General features: G+C 74.0%; 25 protein-coding genes and 1 pseudogene. 16 read left to right on the plus strand and 10 right to left on the minus strand.

The window, feature by feature from the left end:
* Positions 1-21: 21 nt before the first annotated feature.
* Positions 22-2,148 (minus strand): intein-containing Rv2578c family radical SAM protein, encoded by a 2,127-nt coding sequence (locus tag HA073_RS05185; RefSeq protein ID WP_309227987.1) that lies wholly within the window; start codon positions 2,146-2,148, stop codon positions 22-24.
* On the opposite strand from HA073_RS05185, the gene HA073_RS05190 reads away from it, so the two are divergent.
* On the plus strand, positions 2,147-2,566 hold the full coding sequence (locus HA073_RS05190; protein ID WP_166455800.1) for a thiol-disulfide oxidoreductase DCC family protein: 420 nt from the start codon (positions 2,147-2,149) through the stop codon (positions 2,564-2,566). The two genes, HA073_RS05185 and HA073_RS05190, sit on opposite strands and share 2 nt — an antisense overlap.
* 18 nt (positions 2,567-2,584) lie before the next feature.
* On the opposite strand, the gene HA073_RS05195 is transcribed toward HA073_RS05190, so the two are convergent.
* The 3 genes from HA073_RS05195 to trxA form a co-directional block, all read right to left on the minus strand.
* Positions 2,585-3,493: an HTTM domain-containing protein gene (locus HA073_RS05195; RefSeq protein WP_043326888.1), complete on the minus strand. Its 909-nt coding sequence runs from the start codon at positions 3,491-3,493 to the stop codon at positions 2,585-2,587.
* Complete coding sequence (locus HA073_RS05200; RefSeq protein ID WP_064447585.1) at positions 3,490-3,930, minus strand: hypothetical protein; 441 nt, start codon at positions 3,928-3,930, stop codon at positions 3,490-3,492. Before HA073_RS05200 ends, HA073_RS05195 begins: the two co-directional genes overlap by 4 nt.
* 140 nt (positions 3,931-4,070) lie before the next feature.
* Positions 4,071-4,433: a thioredoxin gene (trxA, locus tag HA073_RS05205; protein ID WP_018789069.1), complete on the minus strand. Its 363-nt coding sequence runs from the start codon at positions 4,431-4,433 to the stop codon at positions 4,071-4,073.
* A 528-nt stretch (positions 4,434-4,961) separates the two neighbouring features.
* Between trxA and HA073_RS05210 the strand changes: the two genes are divergently transcribed.
* The 11 genes from HA073_RS05210 to HA073_RS05260 all read left to right on the plus strand — a co-directional run bounded on the left by HA073_RS05210 (position 4,962) and on the right by HA073_RS05260 (position 13,203).
* Positions 4,962-5,495, plus strand: coding sequence for a MaoC family dehydratase (locus tag HA073_RS05210; protein ID WP_375336222.1), 534 nt, complete (start codon positions 4,962-4,964; stop codon positions 5,493-5,495).
* 95 nt (positions 5,496-5,590) lie between these two features.
* Entirely contained in the window at positions 5,591-6,082 is a 492-nt protein-coding gene (locus HA073_RS05215; RefSeq protein WP_043330668.1) for a hypothetical protein, read from the plus strand.
* Positions 6,083-6,116: 34 nt separating this feature from the next.
* The gene (locus HA073_RS05220; protein WP_166455802.1) at positions 6,117-6,740 is read left to right on the plus strand and encodes an RNA methyltransferase; all 624 of its coding nucleotides are present in this window, start codon (positions 6,117-6,119) and stop codon (positions 6,738-6,740) included.
* A gap of 99 nt (positions 6,741-6,839) precedes the next feature.
* Entirely contained in the window at positions 6,840-7,526 is a 687-nt protein-coding gene (locus HA073_RS05225; protein WP_307189064.1) for a TFIIB-type zinc ribbon-containing protein, read from the plus strand.
* A 117-nt stretch (positions 7,527-7,643) separates the two neighbouring features.
* Positions 7,644-7,802, plus strand: a complete 159-nt coding sequence (locus HA073_RS05230; RefSeq protein WP_013283898.1) for a hypothetical protein — start codon at positions 7,644-7,646, stop codon at positions 7,800-7,802.
* Between the two features lie 6 nt (positions 7,803-7,808).
* Positions 7,809-8,663 carry a PH domain-containing protein gene (locus HA073_RS05235; protein ID WP_043326880.1) on the plus strand — a complete coding sequence of 285 codons (855 nt, stop codon included), beginning with the start codon at positions 7,809-7,811 and terminating at the stop codon, positions 8,661-8,663.
* 93 nt (positions 8,664-8,756) lie between these two features.
* Positions 8,757-9,449: a SigE family RNA polymerase sigma factor gene (locus HA073_RS05240; RefSeq protein ID WP_043326878.1), complete on the plus strand. Its 693-nt coding sequence runs from the start codon at positions 8,757-8,759 to the stop codon at positions 9,447-9,449.
* A 56-nt stretch (positions 9,450-9,505) separates the two neighbouring features.
* Positions 9,506-10,723 carry a hypothetical protein gene (locus HA073_RS05245; RefSeq protein WP_309227988.1) on the plus strand — a complete coding sequence of 406 codons (1,218 nt, stop codon included), beginning with the start codon at positions 9,506-9,508 and terminating at the stop codon, positions 10,721-10,723.
* Between the two features lie 10 nt (positions 10,724-10,733).
* Positions 10,734-11,600 carry a PHP domain-containing protein gene (locus tag HA073_RS05250; RefSeq protein ID WP_064447587.1) on the plus strand — a complete coding sequence of 289 codons (867 nt, stop codon included), beginning with the start codon at positions 10,734-10,736 and terminating at the stop codon, positions 11,598-11,600.
* Between the two features lie 31 nt (positions 11,601-11,631).
* On the plus strand, positions 11,632-12,246 hold the full coding sequence (locus HA073_RS05255; RefSeq protein WP_064447588.1) for a MarC family protein: 615 nt from the start codon (positions 11,632-11,634) through the stop codon (positions 12,244-12,246).
* A gap of 123 nt (positions 12,247-12,369) precedes the next feature.
* Complete coding sequence (locus HA073_RS05260) at positions 12,370-13,203, plus strand: PD-(D/E)XK nuclease family protein (protein ID WP_205796294.1); 834 nt, start codon at positions 12,370-12,372, stop codon at positions 13,201-13,203.
* Between the two features lie 13 nt (positions 13,204-13,216).
* On the opposite strand, the gene HA073_RS05265 is transcribed toward HA073_RS05260, so the two are convergent.
* Positions 13,217-14,068: an oxygenase MpaB family protein gene (locus tag HA073_RS05265; protein ID WP_166455805.1), complete on the minus strand. Its 852-nt coding sequence runs from the start codon at positions 14,066-14,068 to the stop codon at positions 13,217-13,219.
* 73 nt (positions 14,069-14,141) lie between these two features.
* Positions 14,142-14,570, minus strand: coding sequence for a Fur family transcriptional regulator (locus HA073_RS05270; protein WP_030501115.1), 429 nt, complete (start codon positions 14,568-14,570; stop codon positions 14,142-14,144).
* 160 nt (positions 14,571-14,730) lie between these two features.
* Between HA073_RS05270 and HA073_RS05275 the strand changes: the two genes are divergently transcribed.
* Entirely contained in the window at positions 14,731-15,213 is a 483-nt protein-coding gene (locus tag HA073_RS05275; protein ID WP_043330667.1) for a DUF2231 domain-containing protein, read from the plus strand.
* Between the two features lie 10 nt (positions 15,214-15,223).
* Here the strand turns inward: HA073_RS05275 and HA073_RS31090 are convergent, their stop codons facing one another.
* The gene (locus tag HA073_RS31090; protein WP_082931080.1) at positions 15,224-15,694 is read right to left on the minus strand and encodes a hypothetical protein; all 471 of its coding nucleotides are present in this window, start codon (positions 15,692-15,694) and stop codon (positions 15,224-15,226) included.
* A gap of 465 nt (positions 15,695-16,159) precedes the next feature.
* Here HA073_RS31090 and HA073_RS05285 point away from each other — a divergent pair, with 465 nt between their 5' ends.
* A complete protein-coding gene (locus tag HA073_RS05285; RefSeq protein WP_166455806.1) occupies positions 16,160-16,336 on the plus strand; it encodes a hypothetical protein in 177 nt (58 codons plus the stop codon).
* A gap of 13 nt (positions 16,337-16,349) precedes the next feature.
* Here HA073_RS05285 and HA073_RS05290 read toward each other — a convergent pair whose 3' ends face one another.
* Complete coding sequence (locus tag HA073_RS05290; protein ID WP_223201247.1) at positions 16,350-16,757, minus strand: flagellar biosynthesis protein FlgA; 408 nt, start codon at positions 16,755-16,757, stop codon at positions 16,350-16,352.
* A gap of 368 nt (positions 16,758-17,125) precedes the next feature.
* Between HA073_RS05290 and HA073_RS30505 the strand changes: the two genes are divergently transcribed.
* Positions 17,126-17,392: a hypothetical protein gene (locus tag HA073_RS30505; RefSeq protein WP_309227992.1), complete on the plus strand. Its 267-nt coding sequence runs from the start codon at positions 17,126-17,128 to the stop codon at positions 17,390-17,392.
* A 62-nt stretch (positions 17,393-17,454) separates the two neighbouring features.
* Here HA073_RS30505 and HA073_RS30510 read toward each other — a convergent pair.
* Positions 17,455-17,613 (minus strand): annotated as a pseudogene (locus HA073_RS30510) (FmdB family zinc ribbon protein); the annotation flags it as partial.
* On the minus strand, positions 17,610-18,257 hold the full coding sequence (locus HA073_RS05300) for a 5-formyltetrahydrofolate cyclo-ligase (RefSeq protein ID WP_069087207.1): 648 nt from the start codon (positions 18,255-18,257) through the stop codon (positions 17,610-17,612). The pseudogene HA073_RS30510 and the gene HA073_RS05300, both read right to left, overlap by 4 nt.
* Positions 18,258-18,340: 83 nt before the next feature.
* Here HA073_RS05300 and HA073_RS05305 point away from each other — a divergent pair, with 83 nt between their 5' ends.
* Positions 18,341-20,530: a diguanylate cyclase gene (locus HA073_RS05305; RefSeq protein WP_199495934.1), complete on the plus strand. Its 2,190-nt coding sequence runs from the start codon at positions 18,341-18,343 to the stop codon at positions 20,528-20,530.
* Positions 20,531-20,535: the final 5 nt, after the last annotated feature.

The following is a 20,535-nucleotide window of genomic DNA, read 5'->3' on the forward strand; positions in this document are numbered from 1 at the left end:
TCAACCTCAGGGGCATTACCGCTAGAGCAGGGAGAGCTGTTCGGCGGCCGGCGCGGGCGGCGGGGTCTCGGGCAGCCGCCTGTTGTCGCCGGTCTCGCCCCGGTGCAGCCCGTGCCGGCGTGCCGCCATCCGCACCCGCGCGGTCACCTCCCGCTGGTACGCCTGCGGCACGTACGAGCCGGCCTGGTAGAGCCGCCGGTAGCGGGGCACCAGGTGGGGGAACTCCCGGGCCAGCCAGCGGGCGTACCACTCCCGCGCGCCGGGCCGCAGGTGCAGCGGCAGCGGCGTCACACTCGCCGCGCCGGAGGCGGCGACGGCCGCGACGGTGGCGTCGATCGACTCCTCGTCGTCGCTGAGGCCCGGCAGGATCGGCGCCATCAGCACACCCACCTCGAAGCCGGCGTCGGCGAGCTGACGGACCGCGTCGAGGCGGCGGCGGGGGCTCGGCGTACCAGGCTCGGCCGCCCGCCAGAGCGCCTCGTCCACGAACCCCACCGAGTACGACACCCCGACCCGGGTCACCTCCGCCGCCTCGCGCAGCAGCGGCAGGTCACGCAGCAGCAGCGTGCCCTTGGTCAGGATCGAGAACGGGTTCGCGAAGTCACGCAGCGCCTCGATGATCGGCGGCATCAGGCGATAGCGGCCCTCGGCCCGCTGGTAACAGTCCACGTTGGTGCCCATGGCGACGTGCGCGCCACGCCAGCGCGGGGCGGCCAGCTCGCGGCGGACCAGCTCGCCCGCGTTGACCTTGACGATCACCTTGCGGTCGAAGTCGGCGCCCGCGTCCAGGTCGAGGTAGGTGTGCGTATTGCGGGCGAAGCAGTTGTGGCTGACCACGCCGTTGGCGATGAAGTCGCCGGTGCCGGTGGTGATGTCCCACAGCGGAAGCTCCAGGCCGAGATCCTCGACGGTGGTCACCTGGAGGTGCGCCGCGCACTTGAGCGCCATGCCCTCGATCGAGCGCCGGGCGGTGACGGCCGGATCGGTGAGGTGGAAGAAGCGCAGCCGCTCGGGCAGCCCGCCGGTCAGCCGGAGCTGACGCGCCGCGCCCGGCATGCCCGGCACGTCGAGCGCCCACCGGAAGCCGAAACGCTCCAGCGCGCCGGACGTGCGGGCCTGGCTCCCGTCGTCCGCGACGCTGATCCGGAACACGCCCCGGTGGCAGGTGCCGGTGGCGTCGAACATGCCGGCCAGGTAGCCCAGCGACCAGTCGTCTGTCGTCTCGCCCGGCGAGCGCAGCAGGCCGGTGACGACCTCGGCCGGGCCGGACGTGCGTACCACCGTGGTCGTCGGCCGGCGGCCGACCCGGGTGACTGTGGCCCGCTCGACGGTGACCCCCGCGTCGGCCAGGTAGCGTTCGGCCCGCTCCAGCGCCTCCGCCTCAGCGGTGGCCAGCCGGAACCGGGCACCGGCCCGGTCGTCGTCGCGGAGCAGGGCGTGCAGGTAACCCCGGCGGTAGTCGGCCGAGCGCTTCGGCGCCACCGCGAACCGGCCGGTGCCCAGCAGGCGGTTGCGGGTGGTCAGGTGGGGACGGCGGCCGCCGCCCCGCATGCTCCCGGTGACGTGTTTCCAGCCGCGTTCGGTCAGGAACCGGTGGTCGCCGCTGGCGACGAGCGTGGTGCCGTCGGCCAGGGTGACCCGGTAGGCGCGCTTCACAGTGGACCACTTGTCGAGCACCGTGGTGACGACGTAGTGGCGGTAGGCGCCGCGCCGCCGGGTGCCGTAGATCCGGTCGCCGGGCTCCAGTTCGCTGATCGCCCTGGTGCGCCCGTCGGCCATCAGGATCGGCGTGTCCCCGCCCAGGCAGTAGACGCAGGCGTGTGAGCAGCCCCGGTAGGGGTTGATCGTCCACTCGAACGGCACACGCGACTGGCCGGGCACCCGGTTGATGATCGACTTGGCGCGGACCTCGTAGAACGTCATGCCGGCGAAGCCCGGGGTGTCGAAGGTGCGGGCGACGGCGCAGGGCAGCGCCAGCGGCAGGGGTGGAGCCGCCGGCGCCGCCCGATCGGGAGTCCCCTCGTCCGGGGGAGCGGAGAGGTTGTCCCAGCGCATGGAGCTCATTCGAACATGTGTACGAACAAAGCGCAAGTGACGCTGCGGACACCGCGCGCCGCCGCGCCCCGGGGCGGGGCAGGATGGGGACATGGAGACGTCGACCTTCGTCTACGACGGCGACTGCGCCTTCTGCACCCGGTGCGCGCAGTTCATCGAGCGTCGGATCCCGACCGGCGCCCGGGTGGTCCCGTGGCAGTTCGCCGACCTGGCGGCGCTGGGCCTGACGGAGGCCGAGTGCGAGGAGGCGGTCCAGTGGGTGGGCGCCGACGGCTCCCGCGCCGCCGGGCCGGACGCCATCGCCCGGCTGCTCGGCGACAGCGGCCCGCTCTGGCGGTTCGCCGGGGCCGGACTGCGCCTTCCCCCGGTACGCGCCGCGGCCTGGCCCGCGTACCGCTGGGTGGCCCGCAACCGGCACCGGCTGCCGGGCGGCACGGCCGCGTGCGCGCTGCCGCAGGAGGCCCGGGAACGGCTGCACGGCCCGACCGGACGCCCGGGCCCGACCGCCTGACCGGCCGGGTGGCCGTGGTCAGGCGGGCGCGGTCGAGGACGGGTCGGGGGCCGGTGCCGGCGAGAGGGGCGCCGTCGCGGGCGCCGTCGGCGCGGCGGGCGGCGGACGGCCGAGCAGACGCCGGACGAACACCACCGGACGGACCTTCTCCAGCGCCAGGAAGCTGGTCATCGCCACCAGGTGCGGCGCGAACGAGATGGTGATCGTCGCGATGGTCACCAGGTGGAACGAGTAGAAGAAGCCGACGGTCATCGTCCGCCACCGCGCCGGCAGCACGAACACCAGCGGGCTGAGCAGCTCGAACGCCAGGATGCCGAACTGCGCCACGATCAGCAGGTGCGGCACCTGCGCGATCAGGTCGGCGAGGTCGGTGCCGCGCCGGATGATCGCGCGGGCCAGCACCGAACCGTTCGCCCAGTCCAGGCCGCCGAAGCGGAACTTGGCCCAGGCGGCGAGGAAGTACGTGCAGATGACCGAGATCTGGGTGACCCGCAGCGCCCAGCCGCCCGCCTCGGTACGGGTCGGGTCGCCGTGCCGGGCGCGGCCGGCGGTGGGCAGCACGGCCAGCGCCACCAGGAGCGCGAAGCGGTCGTGGTCGACCTTGCCGTAGCTCATCGCCACGATCATCCACTCGAAGTACAGCGCGAAGACCGTCCAGCCGAGCAGCCGGTGCGCCCGGCCGGTGGCGGCGAGCAGCGCGGTGACCAGCAGCGCCCAGAACACCACGCCGACCAGGGCGGGGGTGGGGGTGGGCAGCGGGAGCAGCCGGCCGACGAGCAGCGGCTGGTAGAGGTCGCCGGGTACGTCGACCCGGGTGCGTACCCAGGGTGTGAACACCACCAGGTCGGCGGCGACGAAGAGGTAGACCAGGGTGCGGAACGCGGCGATCCGGCCGCGCGGGACCGCCTCGGTCAGCCAGGCGGTCATCCGCCGGTCTCCCAGCGCACGGCCGTCTCGTCGGTCCACCTGCCGGTCGGGCGGCCGCCCTGGATGTCGAACCAGCGGACCACGATGCGCACCTCGACCAGGTCGGGGGCGTCGGGGTGGCGTTCGGCGTACGCGTCGGCGACGGTCCGCAGCAGGCTCGGGTCGGCGGCGTAGCGGTTCTGCTGGCCCTCGATCTCGGCGCGGCGGATGCCGGTGGCGTCCTGGCCGAGCGGGACCACCGCGCCGGTGCGGTCCACGCCCTCGACCCGGGTGTCCGGGGCGGGCGCGTTCGGCGGGTCGGAGGTGGAGTACATCCGGAACGGTCCGAACGGGAAGTCGTCGTCGGTGCCGCGCACGGTGCCCAGGAGCAGCAGCGCCAGGCCGAGCAGGGTGGCGCCCACTCGGACCGCGCGCCCGCGGGCGGTCAAGGTCTCCATCGCATGGTGACGATACGGGAGTGAAGCGGCCGAAAGTGTCCCTCAGTCGGCCATTCCTCACTGTCCGTCCCGGCGGTGCGGCGGGCGTGGAAACGCCGCCGGCCGGCCCCTGGCGGGGTCGTCCGGCGGCGTCGGGTGCGTCAGTGGTTGTGCTCGGCCAGCTTCTTGCGGACGTCGTCCATGTCCAGCGCCTGGACCTGCTCGATCAGGTTCTCCAGCGCGGACTCCGGCAGCGCGCCCGGCTGGGCGAACACGATCACGCCGTCACGGATCGCCATGATCGTCGGGATGGAGCTGATGTTGAACTTCGCCGCCAGCTCCTGCTGCGCCTCGGTGTCGACCTTGCCGAAGGCGATGTCCGGGTGCTTCTCCGAGGACCGCTCGTAGACCGGGGCGAAGCGCTTGCACGGGCCGCACCAGTCCGCCCAGAAGTCGAGCAGGACGATCCCGTCCTGGCCGGTCACCTCGTCAAAGTTGGCCGTGGTCAGCTCAACCGTTGCCATTGCTCTCTCCGATCACCGCGGATTGTCGTACGCCCGGTGGAACCAGGGTCAGTCCGTCCGAATTCCCGGCACGGTGGGGGCGAAACGCACAGCGCCCGGACGGTGACCCTGGGCACATCGAACTCTATCTGTGCGGGCCGCTCGTGCGGAACGCAAATGCATGCCGCACTTGCGTGACGGGACGTGATGGGAGCGTTTCCAAGGAGATCACGCACAGTTCTGGCTACGAATCAGTAACTTCGGGCTTGACGAGCATCTATCCAGCCTGCGGAGATCGCTTACCGACGGTGCGTCGGTGACTTTCCGTAGTGTTACGAAAAGGTAAATGTGACCTCCGTCTCTGTTGATGTGGTGCGCCGTACGGCAGAATTCTTCGCATCAGAGCGTGGGCGGCGGGTGCCGGGGAGGGCCCCGCCGCTCATTGCGTCCGGACCTCGGTGGCCCCCGGTGTGACATTTCCGCCGCGCGAGCGCCCCGCACCTCGCCTTAACAAGCGATAAGGCATGCTGTGCCGAACTCCATCGCCGCCTGTCGAAGGGGACAAGGATGCAGTTCGGCCGCTACTACGAGGAGTTCGAGGTCGGCGCGGTCTACCGGCACTGGCCGGGCAAGACGGTCACCGAGTACGACGACCACCTCTTCTGCCTGCTCACCATGAACCACCACCCGCTGCACATGGACGCGCACTACGCCGAGTCCGCCTCGCAGTTCAAGCGCAACGTGGTGGTCGGCAACTACATCTACTCGCTGCTGCTCGGCATGTCCGTGCCGGACGTCAGCGGCAAGGCGATCGCCAACCTGGAGATCGAGTCGCTGCGGCACGTCGCGCCGACGTTCCACGGCGACACCATCTACGGCGAGACGACGGTCCTGGACAAGCGGGAGTCGGCCTCCAAGCCCGACCGGGGCGTGGTCGCCGTCGAGACCCGCGGCTACAACCAGGACGGCACGCTGGTCTGCGTGTTCCGCCGCAAGGTCATGGTCCCCAAGAAGGAGTGCGCGGCCGCCGCCGTCCCGGACGGCGTCGACCCGGAGCGTCCCAGCTTCCCCGAGCCGCGCTGACCCGCGTCCGTCCGGCTCACCGGGCCTCGTTCTCCGTTCGGCGGGGACGGGGCCCGGATCTCGTCCGGAGGCATATGCTCGGGCTGGAGGTGCCCATGAGCCACTCCGAAGCCGTAGAGCCGCCTTCCGCCGGTCGCCGCGCCGCGCCGCTCACCACCGCCGCGTACTCCGCGACGGAGTGGGACCTGCTCACCGACCTGCCCGGCCGCGTGCTGGTCGCCGCCGCGGCGCCCGGGCCCGGGCGTCCGCCGCGCGGTGTCGCCGCCGGCCTCGCCGGTCTGGACGCGGTGGCCGCCGGACGCGCCTTCGACAGTGATCTCGTCCGCGCCGTGGTGGCCGCCATCTACGCCCGCCACGACGGCGCAACCGAGCGGGACGAGCGCCTGACCGACCTGGTCGACCTGCTGGCCGCCGCCCGGGCCGCGGTACGGGTGCTGCGCCGCCGCGCCGATCCGGCCGACTCGGCGGCGTACCGGCAGTGGGTGGAGTCGGTCGCCGCCCGCGTGTGCCGCGCCGGGCAGACCACGCCGAGTCCCGCCGACCGGCGTTTCCTCGACCGGCTGGGCGGCGCGCTCGACCTGCGCTGACGCGCGGCGCCGCCGGGCCGTACCCTCGGCAACCGTGACCGACGACCAGCTCGACGTGGGTGTGGGGCCGTGGCCCGGTGACCCGCCGGACGACCCGCGCTACGACCCGGAGCTGCTCGTCGCCGGTGACCGGCGCAACGTGGTGGACCGGTACCGCTACTGGCGGCGCGAGGCGGTCGTGGCCGATCTGGACCGGCGGCGGCACGAGTTCCACGTGGCGATCGAGAACTGGCAGCACGACTTCAACATCGGGACCGTGGTCCGCAACGCCAACGCCTTCCTCGCCGCCGAGGTGCACATCGTCGGGCGGCGGCGGTGGAACCGCCGGGGCGCCATGGTGACCGACCGCTACCAGCACGTCCGGCACCATCCGGCGATCGAGGAGTTCGTCGCCTGGGCGCGGGACGAGAGCCTGCCGGTGGTCGGGATCGACAACCTGCCCGGCTCACGGCCGATGGAGACCGCCGTGCTGCCGCGCCGCTGCGTGCTCCTCTTCGGTCAGGAGGGACCCGGCCTGTCCCCGGTGGCGCGGTCGGCCTGCGACGCGCTCTTCTCGATCGCCCAGTACGGCTCGACCCGGTCCATCAATGCGGGCGTGGCCAGCGGCATCGCCATGCACGCCTGGATCCGGTCGTACGCCGGGCCGCCGCCGGACTGACGCCGCGGTTCCACCACCGGACGGAAATCCCACGCCGGTCGGCCCGCCCCGCTTGACGCCCCGCCGTGCGGGGGCGACGGTGAGGGTGTGACTGTCGCGGTGAGTTGTCCGAGATGCGCCGGGCCGGTACGCGAGCCGGACCTGATGCACGCCGAGCACCGGTGCCTGCGCTGCGGCCCGGTCGCGCCGCTGCACGTGCCCGAGCGCATCAACGACGAGATCATGGCCAGCGTGGTCGAGCGGATGGCGGCCGACCCCGACCCGACCGGCCGGCTCCGGATGCCGCTGTGGTGCCCGTGGCCGCTCCCACCGGGTTGGACGCTCACCGGCGTGGCCTGGGCGGGCGACGAACGCGCTGGAGTCCGGGCCACGCTGGTCGCCTGCGCCGGACCGGCCCCGCTGGACGGTGGACCGGCCGACCTGATCTTCGTCGCCGAGGAACCCGGCATCGGTCTCGGTTCCCGCTTCGCGGGACTGCCCGGCCCCGATCCCGGTCCCCAGGTGGAGGAGGCGTTGACCGATCCCGGCCCTGGTCATCCCGAGCGGCTGCCGCACGCGAAGATCCGCGTGGGCGGCCATCCGACTCCACTGTGGCTCGTACGTTCCGAAACGGATCGAAGCGCGTACGCCGGCGAGGCTCGGGGAATGTGGCTCCATGCGATAGCCTGGCCGGCGAGTGCGGGTCACCTCCTCGCGGAAGAAGTCGTGCTGCACGACCTCACCGAGTGGACACCGCCCGAACTCGTGTACGGCGCACCGTCTCCGTACCTGCACGGACGGGCCTGACCGCCCGCACCGGTGAGTCGGAGAGCGGACGCAGATATTCACGGTAAGACACCATGCTGATACTCTGGGTGCCGCTGCGGTAAACGGACCCGGCGCCGCGCGAGAGGATGGCCCGCTATGGTCAAGAAGGTCCTCACCTGGGCCGGCATCGCATTCTTGATCTTCTTCGTTGCGTACCGGCCCAACTCCGCCGCCGACGTCTTCAAGTCTCTCGGCGGCGGCATCATGGACATCGCGCAGGGCTTCGGCGACTTCTTCACCAACCTCGTCGCCTAGCCGCCCATGGGAAGCCCCTCCGGTCCACCCTTCGACCCGGACGACCCCGACCGGGCACGCCGGGAGCGCGACACCGAGCCGATCCCCCGGATCGACCCGGACGAGCCGCCCAGCGCCTACGGCCCCGGCCCGTACGCGGACGCGGACGACGCCGGCTACGGCAGCGCGTACACCGGTGAGGGGCGGTCCGGCCGGGCCTGGGCACGGGATCCGGACGGCTTCCCGGACCAGCCGATCTCCGAGGAGGAGCTGGCCGGGCTGCGGTCCGACGCCACCGGCATGGCACCCCGCCGGGTGCTGCCGTTGGAGGACGAGCCCAGCTCGCTCGTGGCGCGTTACCTCTTCCCCACCGAGCGCTACCGGGGCGAGTGGAAGCGGCACTGGATCCACCTCACCACCCCGATCATCGTCGGCGTGGCGGCCACGTTCGTGCTCGGCTACCTCTCCGGCTTCCTCGCCGGGCGGGACGTCGGCGCGCTGACCACCGTCGCCGTGCTGCTCTGGTTCGGCGTGATGGGCTGGGTCGCCTGGAAGGTCGCCGACTGGTGGTACGACCGGTTCATCCTCACCAACAAGCGGGTGATGGTGGTCAACGGGATCATCACCCGCCAGGTCGCGATGATGCCGCTCACCCGGGTCACCGACATGAAGTACGAGCAGAGCCCGACCGGCCGCGCGCTCAACTACGGCACGTTCGTGCTGGAGTCCGCCGGCCAGGAACAGGCACTCCGGGTGATCAAGAATTTGCCCAACCCGAACGAGCTCTACCTGCGCGTGGTCGAGGAGATGTACGAGCCGCAGGCGGTCGAGGCACGGCTGGGCAAGGAGGCCGACGAGGCGAAGGCCGACGACGGAGCTTGAAAGTTTTCGTCCGAACATCGGATGAACTGCACACCTTCCGCCATCGACCTGACCGACCGGGCCGTGGCATCCTGCCAGGCAGGACGGGGGGAGATGAGCGTGGTGAGCAGAGATCCGCTGGAGGAGGAGTTCCGCGAATTCGTCGCGGCCCGGTCCGGCGCGCTGCTGCGCACCGCCTACCTGCTCGCCGGTGACTGGGCCACCGCCGAGGACCTGCTCCAGACCGCGCTCACGAAGACCTACCTGGCCTGGAAGCGGCTCGGCGGGATCGAGGCCATCGAGCCGTACGCCCGCCGGGTCCTGGTCAACACGTCCACCAGCTGGTGGCGGCGCCGCTGGCACGGCGAGCGCCCCACCGAGGTGCTGCCGGAGCACGCCGGCGTCGACGAGATCGAGCAGCAACTCGACCGGGACGCGCTCTGGCGGCACCTGCAGGCGCTGCCCGCCCGGCAGCGGGCCGTACTGGTGCTGCGCTTCTACGAGGACATGTCCGAGGCGCAGACCGCCGCGCTGCTGGAGATCTCCCCGGGCACCGTCAAGAGCCAGACCTCCCGGGCGCTCAACACGCTGCGTCGCCGCCTGGGCTCCGAGGCGGCCCTGAGCCTGCCCGAGCCCGCGTCTCCGCCGCCCGCCCCGGCCGGCCGGCCGGGGCCGCCCGCGCGCGGAAACGAGCAGTCCGTGCCCCGGACCCCGGCGCCGCGACCCGCAGCCCGGGTGCCGCAGCCGGTACCGCCACCGGCGGCCCCGGTCCGCCCCGCCGTTCCGATCCCGGCGGAGAGCCGATGACCGGCATCCGGCACGACTGTGACAACCGGACCGGTGGCCCGGAGCGTCCATTGGCCGTGAGCGACGACGAGCTGGAGCGGGCGCTGCGGGAGACGCTGTCCCGCCGCGTCGCCACGTCCCGGCCGCTACCAGTCGACCCGGCCGGAGAGGTGCTGCGCCGGGCGCGCCGCACCGGCCGGCGGCGTACGCTCACCGGCCTGGCCCTGGCCGGCGTCGCCACCGTGTTCGTCACCACCGGCGTGGCCCAGTTCAGCGCCTCCGGCGGCGACGGCGGCACCCCCACAGTCGTGCTCGGCGACCCGCCCGGGCTCACCCCGTCCCCGCTGGCCTCGGGGCCCCCGATCACCCGCTTCGGGCCGGTCCGCGCCGAACTCGACCTGCTCGTCGGCGACCGGCTGGACACCAGCGGCGGCGAACGGCGGCAGCTGACCGGGGTCAGCGGCGTCGAACGGGCGCAGCGCGTCCACGACCGCGAGGGCTGGCTGATGACCTCGGCCGCCACCGCCGCCGGTCGTACCCTCTGGTGGGTGCCGGCCAACGGCACCGCGCCGCAGGTCATGCTCGCCGCCGCGGAGGCGGTCGCGATCTCCCCGGACGGGCGGCAGGTCGCCTGGCGGGACGGCCCCGAGGTGATCGCCGCCGGGGTGGTCGCCGGGCAGCTCATCGCGCCGGTCCGGACCCCCGCGCCCGACGGCGCCGTGCCGGTCGGGTTCGCCGGCGACGCCGTGCTGATCCAGCAGCCCGGCGAGGGCGGGGTGAGCGTCTGGGAACGCGCGCTCGGTGGGCAGCCGGCGCCCGCGAACCCGGACGTGCGCGCCGTCTACGGCACCCGGCCCGACGGCCGCCTGGTCGGCCTGATCACCGCCGACCGGCCCGGGCAGCACTGCCTGGCCCTGCTCGACCCGGCCCGCGACCTCGCGCCGGTGCGTACCGGATGCGGGGTGAAGCTGGCCGCCGACGGACTCGGCGGGGTGTCCGCCGACGGCCGGTGGCTGCTCGCGAACGGCAACGGCCGCTCCGCCCTGCTGGTCGACCTGGCCGACCCGGGCGCCTCCCCGGCCGCGCACCCGGCCGGCCCGGTGCTGGCCGGCGACGTGGCCTGGACCCACGCGGGCGTGGCGCTGCACGTGGACGCGACCGGCGGGCTGGTCCGGGTCAAGCCGGAGCGGGTGCTGGCCGGGGACCGGCCCACGGCGTCGCCTGTCGAAGGGCTGGCGCCGGGGGACCGGCCGGTGGTGGTGGCCGACGTCCCCGCCGCTCCGGAAGGCGCGTAGCGTCGGGCGGGTGAGCGATCCGGCCCGCATCGACCTGCACACCCACTCCACCGCCAGCGACGGCACGCTGACCCCGCCCGAGCTGGTCCGGGCCGCCGCCGACGCCGGGCTCGACGTGGTGGCGCTCACCGACCACGACACCACCGCCGGCTGGGCGCCGGCTGTCGCCGCGCTGCCGCCCGGCCTCACCCTGATCCGCGGCGCGGAGATCTCCTGCCGCTGGTTCGGCGTCGAGCCGGCGATCCCGCTGCACCTGCTCGCGTACCTCTTCGACCCGGCCGAGCCGGAACTGGCCGCGGAGCTGGCCCGGGTCCGGCAGGCCCGCGAGGAACGCGGCGAGCGCATCGTGCGGCTGCTCCAGGCCGACGGCATCCAGGTGAGCTGGACGGAGATCCTGGCCGGCGCGGACGGCGGCACCGTGGGCCGCCCGCACATCGCGCAGGCGCTGATCCGGGCCGGACTGGTCGCCACCACGAGCGAGGCGTTCGGGCCGGACTGGCTCGGCGAGCGGTACCGGCTGCCCAAGGACGACATCGAGGTGTTCCGCGCGGTGGCGCTGGTGCGGGCGGCCGGCGGCGTGCCCGTCTTCGCCCACCCGAGAGCCAGCCGGCGCGGCCGGATCGTGCCCGACGAGCTGATCGCGGACCTGGCCGCGGCCGGCCTGGCCGGTCTGGAGGCCGACCACGAGGACCACGACGCGGCCGAGCGGGAGCACGTCCGCCGGCTCGCCGCCGAGCTCGGGCTGCTGGTCACCGGCTCGTCCGACTTCCACGGCACGCACAAGACCGTCCGGCTCGGCGCGCACACCACCGGACCCGAGGCGTACGAGCGGATCGTCGCGCTGGCCCGCGGGGTGACCCCTGTCGCTTCGAGCTGAAGCGCTCCGGCGGCACGGCTACCGTGTCCGCGTGGATCTCAAGCTCTTCGGCGAGGTCTTCGTGACCCTGCTGGTGATCGTCGACCCGCCCGGAATGATGCCCATCTTCCTCGCGCTCACCGGGCCGTTGACGGCGCGCGACCGGAACCGGGCCGCCTGGCAGGCCGTGGCGCTGGCGCTCGGGGTCATCGTGATCTTCGCGGTGGCGGGGCAGACGATCCTGGCGTACCTGCACGTCGACCTGCCCGCGCTCCAGGCCGCGGGCGGCCTGCTGCTGATCCTGGTCGCGCTGGAACTGCTGACCGGCAAGTCGGACGACCCGAGCCAGCAGGTCACCTCCAACATCGCGCTGGTGCCGCTCGGCACCCCGCTGCTGGCCGGGCCGGGCGCCATCGTGGCCACCATGCTCTTCGTCCAGCAGGCCGGCGGCGGCGTCGACTACCTGGCCATCGGGCTGGCCATCGTCGCCGTGATGGTCACCGTCTGGGTGGTGCTGCGCTTCTCCGGCGGGATCGTCAAGGTGCTGCGCCCCGGCGGCATCGAGGTGCTGACCCGCATCGCCGGCCTGCTGCTGGCCGCCATCGCCGTGCAGCTCATCGCCGACGCGATCGCCGCGTTCGTGACCCAGTACCTCAACAACGCCTGAGCGCTTCGTCCGCTGTCGTACCGGGGTGGCAGGATCTCAGGGGTGCGACGACAGTCAGCAGCCAGTGGCTCCCGGGCTCCCCGACCGCGCGCCGAGCAGTCCGAGCAGCTCGGCTTCGAGGGCATGCCGGAGCGCCTGTTCGTCTGCACACCGAGCAAACTCGGCGCGTACGCGGACTGTCCCCGCCGCTACCGCTACGCCTACGTGGACCGGCCCGCGCCGCCCAAGGGCCCGCCGTGGGCGCACAATTCGCTCGGCGCGAGCGTTCACACCGCGCTGAAGAACTGGTACGTGCTGGCCCCCGACCGCCGCCGCCCCGAGGTGCTCGGCACGCTGCTCAAGGGCACCTGGGTCCGCGAGGGCTACCGCGACGACGAGCAGGAACGCGACGCCTTCCGGCGGGCGCTGACCTGGCTGGAGAGCTACGTGGCGGGCCTCGACCCGGCCGACGAGCCAGTCGGCGTGGAACGGGTCGTCGCGGTGAAGACCGCCGTGCTCGCGTTCAACGGCCGCACCGACCGGATCGACTCGCGCCCCGGCCCGGACGGGCGGCCCGAACTGGTCATCGTCGACTACAAGACCGGTCGCACCGGCCTCGACACCGACGACGCGCGCGGCTCGCAGGCGCTCGCGCTCTACGCATACGCGGCCGAGCGGGTGTTCCGCAAGCCGTGCCGCCGGGTCGAGCTGCACCACCTGCCCACCGGCGCCGTCGCCGCGCACGAGCACACGCCGGAGTCCCTGCACCGGCAGCTCACCCGCGCCGAGGACACCGCCCGCGACATCATGGCCGCCGAACGCGCGGTGGCCGACGGCACCGACCCCGACGCGGCGTTCCCCACCGAGCCGGGGCCGCGGTGCGGCTGGTGCGACTACCGGCGTACCTGCCCGACCGGCGCGCAGACCCCCGGCAAGGAGCCCTGGTCCGCCGTCGAGCGATTCGCCGACCAGGACTGAGCGCGCGTCGCCGTCAGGCCGCGGTCAGGCGGGCGGCGCGTTCCTTGGCGGCCTGCTGCAACGGGCCCTCCCGGTAGCGCCGGGGCACCGCGGCCAGCGCCAGCCGCAGCGCCCGCGCGCTCAGGTCCGCCGACAGCGCGGTGGTGGGCAGGCCCAGCCCGCCGTAGAGCCGCAACGCCCACGGCGGCAGCATCCCCAGCGCGGTGGCGGCGATACCGAGGTACGCCCAGCGCGGCGGCCCCAGGTTCAGGCCGACCCGCGCCGGCAGGCTGACCTTCCACGGGATCGGCGGCGCGGTCAGGAACAGCGCCGTCTCGGCCGCCTCCCGGGTCATCCGCAACTGCGGGCGTACGTCCCGGTAGTAGTCGGCCACCTCGGCGGCGGTGCCCGGCACGTCGTCCGGGTCCAGCCCCACCAGGGCCGCCGACCGGCGCTGCTCGGTGTAGTAGCCGTCCACCTCGTCGTCGGTGAGCGCCAGACCGGCACGCCGGGCGGTGCTCACGAACGACTCGATCTCGGTGACGTGCACCCAGCGCAGCAGCTCCGGCTCGTCGACGCGGAACTCCTCGCCGGTGAACGGGTCGGTGGCGCGCATCCGGGCGTGCCGTGCACGCACCCGCCGCCCGGCCGCCTGCGCCTCGGCCGTGGTGCCGTAGATCGTCGTCCCCACGTACGTCGCCGTGCGGACCAGCCGGCCCCAGGCGTCCGAGCGGTAGTTGCTGTTCTGCGCGACGCCCGCCATCGCACGCGGATGCAGCGCCTGGAGGTAGAGCGAGCGCAGGCCGGCGACGATCAGGATCGGTTCCTCGTGCACCTTCCACGTGACCGAACCCGGACCGAACAGGCCGAGGTCGTCAGTGTCCACCGATCAAGAGTGCCACGGTCTTCGCCGGTCACCCCCGGGTCGGTGTCCTCGGTGCGGCGCCCTCGGTGCTCGCTCAGTCGTCGGCGGAGCGGCGCGACTGGCAGGCCGGGCAGAGACCCCAGAAGGTCACCTCGGCCTCGTCCAGCTCGAAGCCGTGCGCCACGTTCGGGTCGAGGCAGGGCGCGCTGCCCACCGCGCAGTCGACGTCGGCGATCTCGCCGCAGCCCCGGCACACCACGTGGTGGTGGTTGTCGCCGACCCGAGCCTCGTACCGCGCGGGGCTGCCGGCCGGCTCGATCCGGCGGGACAGCCCGGCTCGGGACAGCGCGCCGAGCACGTCGTAGACGGCCTGGGTGGACACGGAGTCGATCCGCTGACGGACCCGGCGGGTGATCTCGTCGACCTCCAGGTGCCCACCGGCGGAGAGCACGTCCAGCACGGCGAGACGCGGTCGCGTGACCCGTAGGCCCCTCGACCGGAGCAGTTCCTCACCCGTGGACATGAATCCATGACAGCACGCAGGTGACAGGCCGACAAGCGAGCGTGCTCGCGGGTGGCCGGGGCCACAGGTGAACCGGCGGGGCCGCGTCTGCGTGTGTGGGGTTACACAGCCTCGCGACGTACGCTGTGCGCGCCTAACCACCCACTCGCCGGAGGTGTCGGTGTTCAGGGAATTCAACGGTCTGCCGCTCCACGTGCTCGTCATTCACGCGGTGGTGGTGCTCGTGCCGCTGCTGGCGCTGTTCGCCATCGCGTACGGATTGCTGCCGCGCTGGCGGCACCGGCTGGACTGGGCGGTCGCCGCGCTGGCCGTGATCACCCCGGCGGTCGCCTGGGTCGCGACCGAGTCCGGCGAGGAGCTGGAGGGGATCCTGCGCGCGAAGGGCTACCCGCCGGACCGGCTCCAGCAGATCAGTGAGCACGCCGAGTACGGCGACACCCTGTTCTGGTTCTCGCTCGGTCTCGGCGCCGCGGCGCTGCTGCTGGTGCTGTCGGCGAGCAGGTTCGCCCGCGCCCGGAACCTGCCCCGCTGGCTGCCGATCGTGCTCACCGTCGCGGTGGCGGTGCTGGCGGGCTTCGCGCTCGTGTATGTCTACCTGACCGGTGACAGCGGCGCCAAGATGGTGTGGGACGGCATCGTCTGAGCGTTGCCGCTCAGAACAGCAGCCGCGAGCAGAGCAGGCAGGTGAGCAGCACCAGCACCACGGCGACGACTGCCCCGACGCCGTAGGTGAGCCGCTGCGCGCGCTGCTCCGCCTGATCCATCGCGGCCATGTCCTGCGGCGGAAGCCGGCGGGGCGGCGCCGGCTGGACGTGCACCGGTGGCCGCCAGCCGGGCGGCGGAGGCGTGCTCGGCGGCGGTCCGGCGTAGCCACCGGCAGCCGGGTCACCGGCGGACCGGCCCGGCCAGGGCCCGCCGGCCACCGTCCAGCCGCCGGCCGACTCCGGCTTGGCCCACGGGCTCTCGGTGGCCGCCTCGCGCGACCACGGGCTGTTCGGCCCGGACGCCCCGGAGGTGTCGGCGGCGGTGACTCCCGTTCCAGCGGCGCCTTCCCCGGTCGGCTGGCTCCCGGCTTCGCCGGGTCCGGGCGCGTCCCACCCGGCGTGGTCGGCGGGGTGGCTCACGGGTCCGTGGTCGGCCGGGCGGCCCACGGGTCCGGAATCGGCGGGGTCGCCCACAGGCCCTGGGTCGCCCACAGGCCCTGGGGCGGCCTGGCCGGAGCCCGACCCGCCCGGGCGGGACGCCCCGGCGTCGTTCTCCTCGCCCGTGGCCTGTTGCTCCGGGCGTCGCCAGGTCTCGTCGTCGGGGCTGCCACCGCTCGGCGTTGTCACGCCGTCCGACGCTACCAACGCCCCGGCCGGTCGGCCGCCCGACACCGACACCTCGGCGCGTACCTCTTGCGCGGCGGGGCTCCGACCCGCTGCCGGGCCCGACGGGATCGAGTGGCCGTTCAGGGTCGCGCCCGGTCTGTGTCTGGCTGTTCGGGATCACGGTGCAGTCCGCGCCGGGCTGTTCCCGATCGCAGCCGTGGCGGCGCCGGACGTCGCGGGGTCGAGGTGGCCGCCGTTCCGGCGGTATCGTTGCTGCTCGTGACCGACCCCGGCATCCGGGCACCGCGCGGCGACGACGACCGCGTGGTCGACCTCAGCGAAGACTTCGTGGTGCTGCCCGAACAGACCACCGACGACACCGACCGCGGCTGGGGCGAGCGCCCCGGCGGCAACGACGACTGGCTGCTCGCCGAGCGCCCGCCGCACTGGGACTGACCGCGGCTCCGCGTCACCCGCGTACGACCACGGCGAAGCGGCTGCCCTCCGGCAACCCGACCGCCCGGCGCGCCTGCTCGGGCGGCAGCGCCAGGTAGAGCGCGGAGGACCCGTCGACCGCCCCGGCGGCGCCGACCACGTCGAGCACCAGCGCACGCGGCGCCAGCAGCGTAGGGTCAGCCGACCCGCCGGCCGGCACCACCATCAGATCGACCCGGGCACCTGGACGCAGCACCGCGAGGGCGGCCGGCTCGGCCAGCCGGATCGGCACACCGACCGCACCGGCCGGCAACGCGCGTGGCCCGTCGGGCGGCGGACCGGCCGGCGTCGTCGAGGCGGCCGGGGGAGCCCCGGGTTGGCAGGACGGAGGTGTCTGGAGCACCGCCGCGGCCAGTCCCAGCAGCACCGCGACGAGTGCCACCCGCAGTAGCGTCCGGCGTCGCGGCAATCCGCGCCAGCGGACCGGACGCAACGTCGCCTCGCCACCCGCCACCGCTGCCTCCCACCGTCGGCCAACCTTCCGACCCGCAGGCTAGGGCCGAGCCATCGTCGCCCGCGGCCCCACCGCTTGCCCCTGTGGATAACCCGCCGTCCTGTGCACAACCGCTGCCCGGGCGGGGTCCGGCGCCACCACTTCGGGGAGGTGGTCACATCCGGAGTGGCCGGGGCCGCCAGTTCGGGGAAGTGGCGCTATCTCGGCGAGCTGATGCAGCAACCTCGCCGAGGTGGTGAGCAGCGCGCGAGTGGTCGGGAGCGGGCGCTCCATCGTGCGGGGCGGCCATACGCAACGTGGCCGCCCCCGAACGGGACGGCCACGAGCGCGAAAGCGTTGGTCAGGAGGAACTGGACGCCGCCGGCGCCTTGCTCGCCGTCGACCCGGAACCCGAACCAGAGCCGGAACCCGAACCAGGGCCGGAACCGGACGACCCCGATGAGGAGGACGAGGGCGAACCAGACGACGTCGAACCGGACGACGAGGACGACTCGGATTTGGCCGGCTTGTTCGCGGCGCTGCTCCCGTTGTCGGACCCGGACGTACGGGAGTCCGTGCGGTAGAAGCCGGAGCCCTTGAACACGATGCCCACCGAGTTGAAGAGCTTTCGCAGCCGCCCCTCACACGCCGGGCACTCGGTCAGCGGGTCGTCCGAGAAGGACTGCACCGCCTCGAGCTGGTGGCCGCACGCGGTGCAGGCGTACTGGTACGTGGGCACGTTCTCCTCCGGATCTTGGCACGGCCTGTTGGCACTCGTGGTATTCGAGTGCCAATGGTGCGTCATGACCCCCGGGTTCGTCCAGCGGAAGCGCCCGGGCCCACACCCGGGACGGCCACCAACCCGTCCGCCGGAGTGATCACACAGTGCACCGGGCGGTCGTGCGGCTGGGCGGGGACCGCCTCGACCAGCTCGCCGTCGTGCAGGAGAGCCACCGTCGGCACGGTGGCGGGCACCCGGGCGAGCGCCCGGTCGTACGAGCCGCCGCCGCGGCCCAGCCGGATGCCCCGGCGGTCCACTGCTACCGCCGGCACCACTACGAGTCCCGCCGCGGCCACTGCGGCGCGGCCCCGGGTCGACGCGGTCGGCTCGCGCATGCCCCGGCCGGCGGCGCGCAGCGACTCCCGCCCGGTGTAGGGGGCCCAGTCCAGGTCCAGGTCGTCGCAGAGCACCGGCAGCAGCAGCTCGGCGTCGGGCGGCAGCGCGGCCCGCAGCACCTCGGGCAGGTCGTCCCCGCCGGGCTCGGAGGCGACCGGCACGTACGCGCTCATCCTGGCCGGTCGCAGTCGGCGTACCAGGGTCACCAGCTCGGCCTGGACGGCGGCCGCCGCGACCGCGCGCTCGGGCGCGGACAGCGACCGGCGGGCGGCGAGCAGCGCGACGCGCATCTTCTGCTTCGCATCGTGCGCTTCATCCGAAAATTCCGGCACGCAACACTCCTGACGCAACGCTTGCCTAATGGTCGCTCTGTGTCAGCATCGCACCAAGGGGCGCGGAACTTCCGGGGGGAAGCTTGACGCTACGCGGGCGGTTGACGGCAGCCTTCCTCGCGGTGGTGCTCGGCCCCGTCCTGCTCGGCGCGCTCTTCGTCGGGGCGACGTTGAGCGCCGTCGACCGGAGCCGCGCCACCGAGCGACTGGGTCTGGCCGCGGCCGGTGTGCGTACCTCGATCGACGCGCTCTGCCAGCAACTGCGCGCGGCGGCCGACGCGGTCGCGCTGGTGGCCGACCCGGTCGCCCGGCCGCGTGCGGCCGACCAGGTGGTCGGCCGGGGGCTCGCCGCCGGCGTGCTGATCGCCGACGCCGCCGGCCGCACCAGCTACGCCACGGCGGGCGGTCCGCCCGGGCGCTGGCAGGACTGCGCCGGCGCCCCCGCCACCCCGATCGGCGCGCTCTCCGCCCAGGTGCGGCTGCGCGACCCGGCCGGCGCCGACCTCGGCGCGGTCGCCGCCGCGCAGCCCGTCGACCGGGCCTTCGTGGCGCGGCTCGCCGCCGTCACCGGCGTCGCGGTCACCCTCCTCGACGCCCCCGGGCAGATCACCCACACGACCGAAGAGCAGGGGGTACGCGCAGCGGTGCTGGCCGCCGCCGGCAAGGCGCGCGGGAACGGCGTGGCCGGGACGGGCGACGGCCGGTACGTGCGCCGGGTGGGCCCGATGCCCGGTCAACCGCTGCCGCTGGTGCTCTCGATTCCCGGCGAGCGCCCACCCGGCCTGTACGGCGCGCTGATCGCGGCGGTGGCGCTGGCCGCCCTGCTGGCCGTGCTGACCGCGTGGCGGCTAGCCCGGGTGACCACCCGGCCGCTGGGCGAGCTGGCCGGGGCGGTGGACCGGGTGGCGCAGGGCGACCTGAGCGCCCGGGTGCCGGTGCGCAGCCGGGACGAGATCGGGCGGCTGGCCAGCGCGTTCAACCGGATGGCCCGGGAGACCGGCAGTTACGTGGCGGCGCTGACCAGCAGCCGGGACCAGCTGCGCAACCACCTCGCCGTGCTCGGCGACACGCTCGCCAGCACGCACGACCTGCAACGCATCCTGCGGGTGATCCTGGACAGCGCGATCGCCGCCACCGGCGCCCGGGCCGGCGCGGTGCTGCTCGTCGACGCCGAGGGCGTGCTCGTCGGCCGGTGCGTCGAAGGGCTGACGGGACGCTGGCCCACGAGCGACCCGGCCGACCCGGCGACGCTGCGGGTCGCGGTCGGCGCCGGGGTGCTCGGCGCGGTCGCCGCCACCGGTGAGCCGCTGCGCGGCCGGTGGACCCCACCGGACGCCCCGACCGGGGAGCCGTCCTGCGAGACGTACGTGGCGGTGCCGTTCGCCACGCCCGGCGGCGCCGAGTCGCGCGGCCCGGACCGGCCCGGCCACCCGCCCGCCGACGGCGACCCGCCCGGCTCGGCCTGCGCCGCGCTCGGCGTGCTCGTGCTCTACGACCGGCTCGGCGGTCCCGAGTTCCACGACGACGACGTGGTGACGCTGCGGACGTTCGCCGGGCACGCGGCGGTCGCGGTGGAGAACGTCCGGGTGCACGAGGAGGCGCAGCGGCTCTCCCTCACCGACCCGCTGACCGGGTTGTGGAACTACCGCTACCTGCGCGAGTCGATCCGCCGGGAGGTGGAGCGGGCGAACCGGTTCGGCCGGATGCTCAGCGTGCTCGCGCTCGACCTCGACCGGTTCAAGCGCGTCAACGACACCTGGGGGCACGCCGCCGGGGACGCCGTGCTGGTCGAGTTCGCGCGCCGGGTACGCGGCGTGATCCGCGAGGTGGACCTGGCGTTCCGGCAGGGCGGCGAGGAGTTCGTGGTGCTGCTGCCGGAGACCGACGCGCGGGGCGCCACGATCGTCGCCGAGCGGCTCGGCGCGGTCGTACGGGACCAGCCGGTGACTGTCGAGGGAAGCACCGACGAACCGGTGCACGTGCCGGTGACCGTCTCCATCGGCATCGCCGTCTACCCGGACCACGCCGCCGACGGCCAGCAGGTGCTCGACGCCGCCGACGACGCGCTGTACGCGGCGAAGGCCGCCGGACGCGACGGCTACCGGCTGGCCCCCGCGCCCGATCCGGTTCCCACCCAGGAGATCCCGGTGGTGGCCGTGACCGTCAGCCCGCCGGACGGGCTGCCCCGGGCGGGCACGGCGGACGCGCCGGGCACCGTCCAGGGCGGCGCGTCTTCCGGTCCTCACCCGCCGCGGCAGAGCCGTGGCCGATAGTCTCG

Source organism: Micromonospora sp. CMU55-4, assembly GCF_011602315.1.
In the GTDB taxonomy this organism is placed as follows: domain Bacteria; phylum Actinomycetota; class Actinomycetes; order Mycobacteriales; family Micromonosporaceae; genus Micromonospora; species Micromonospora chalcea.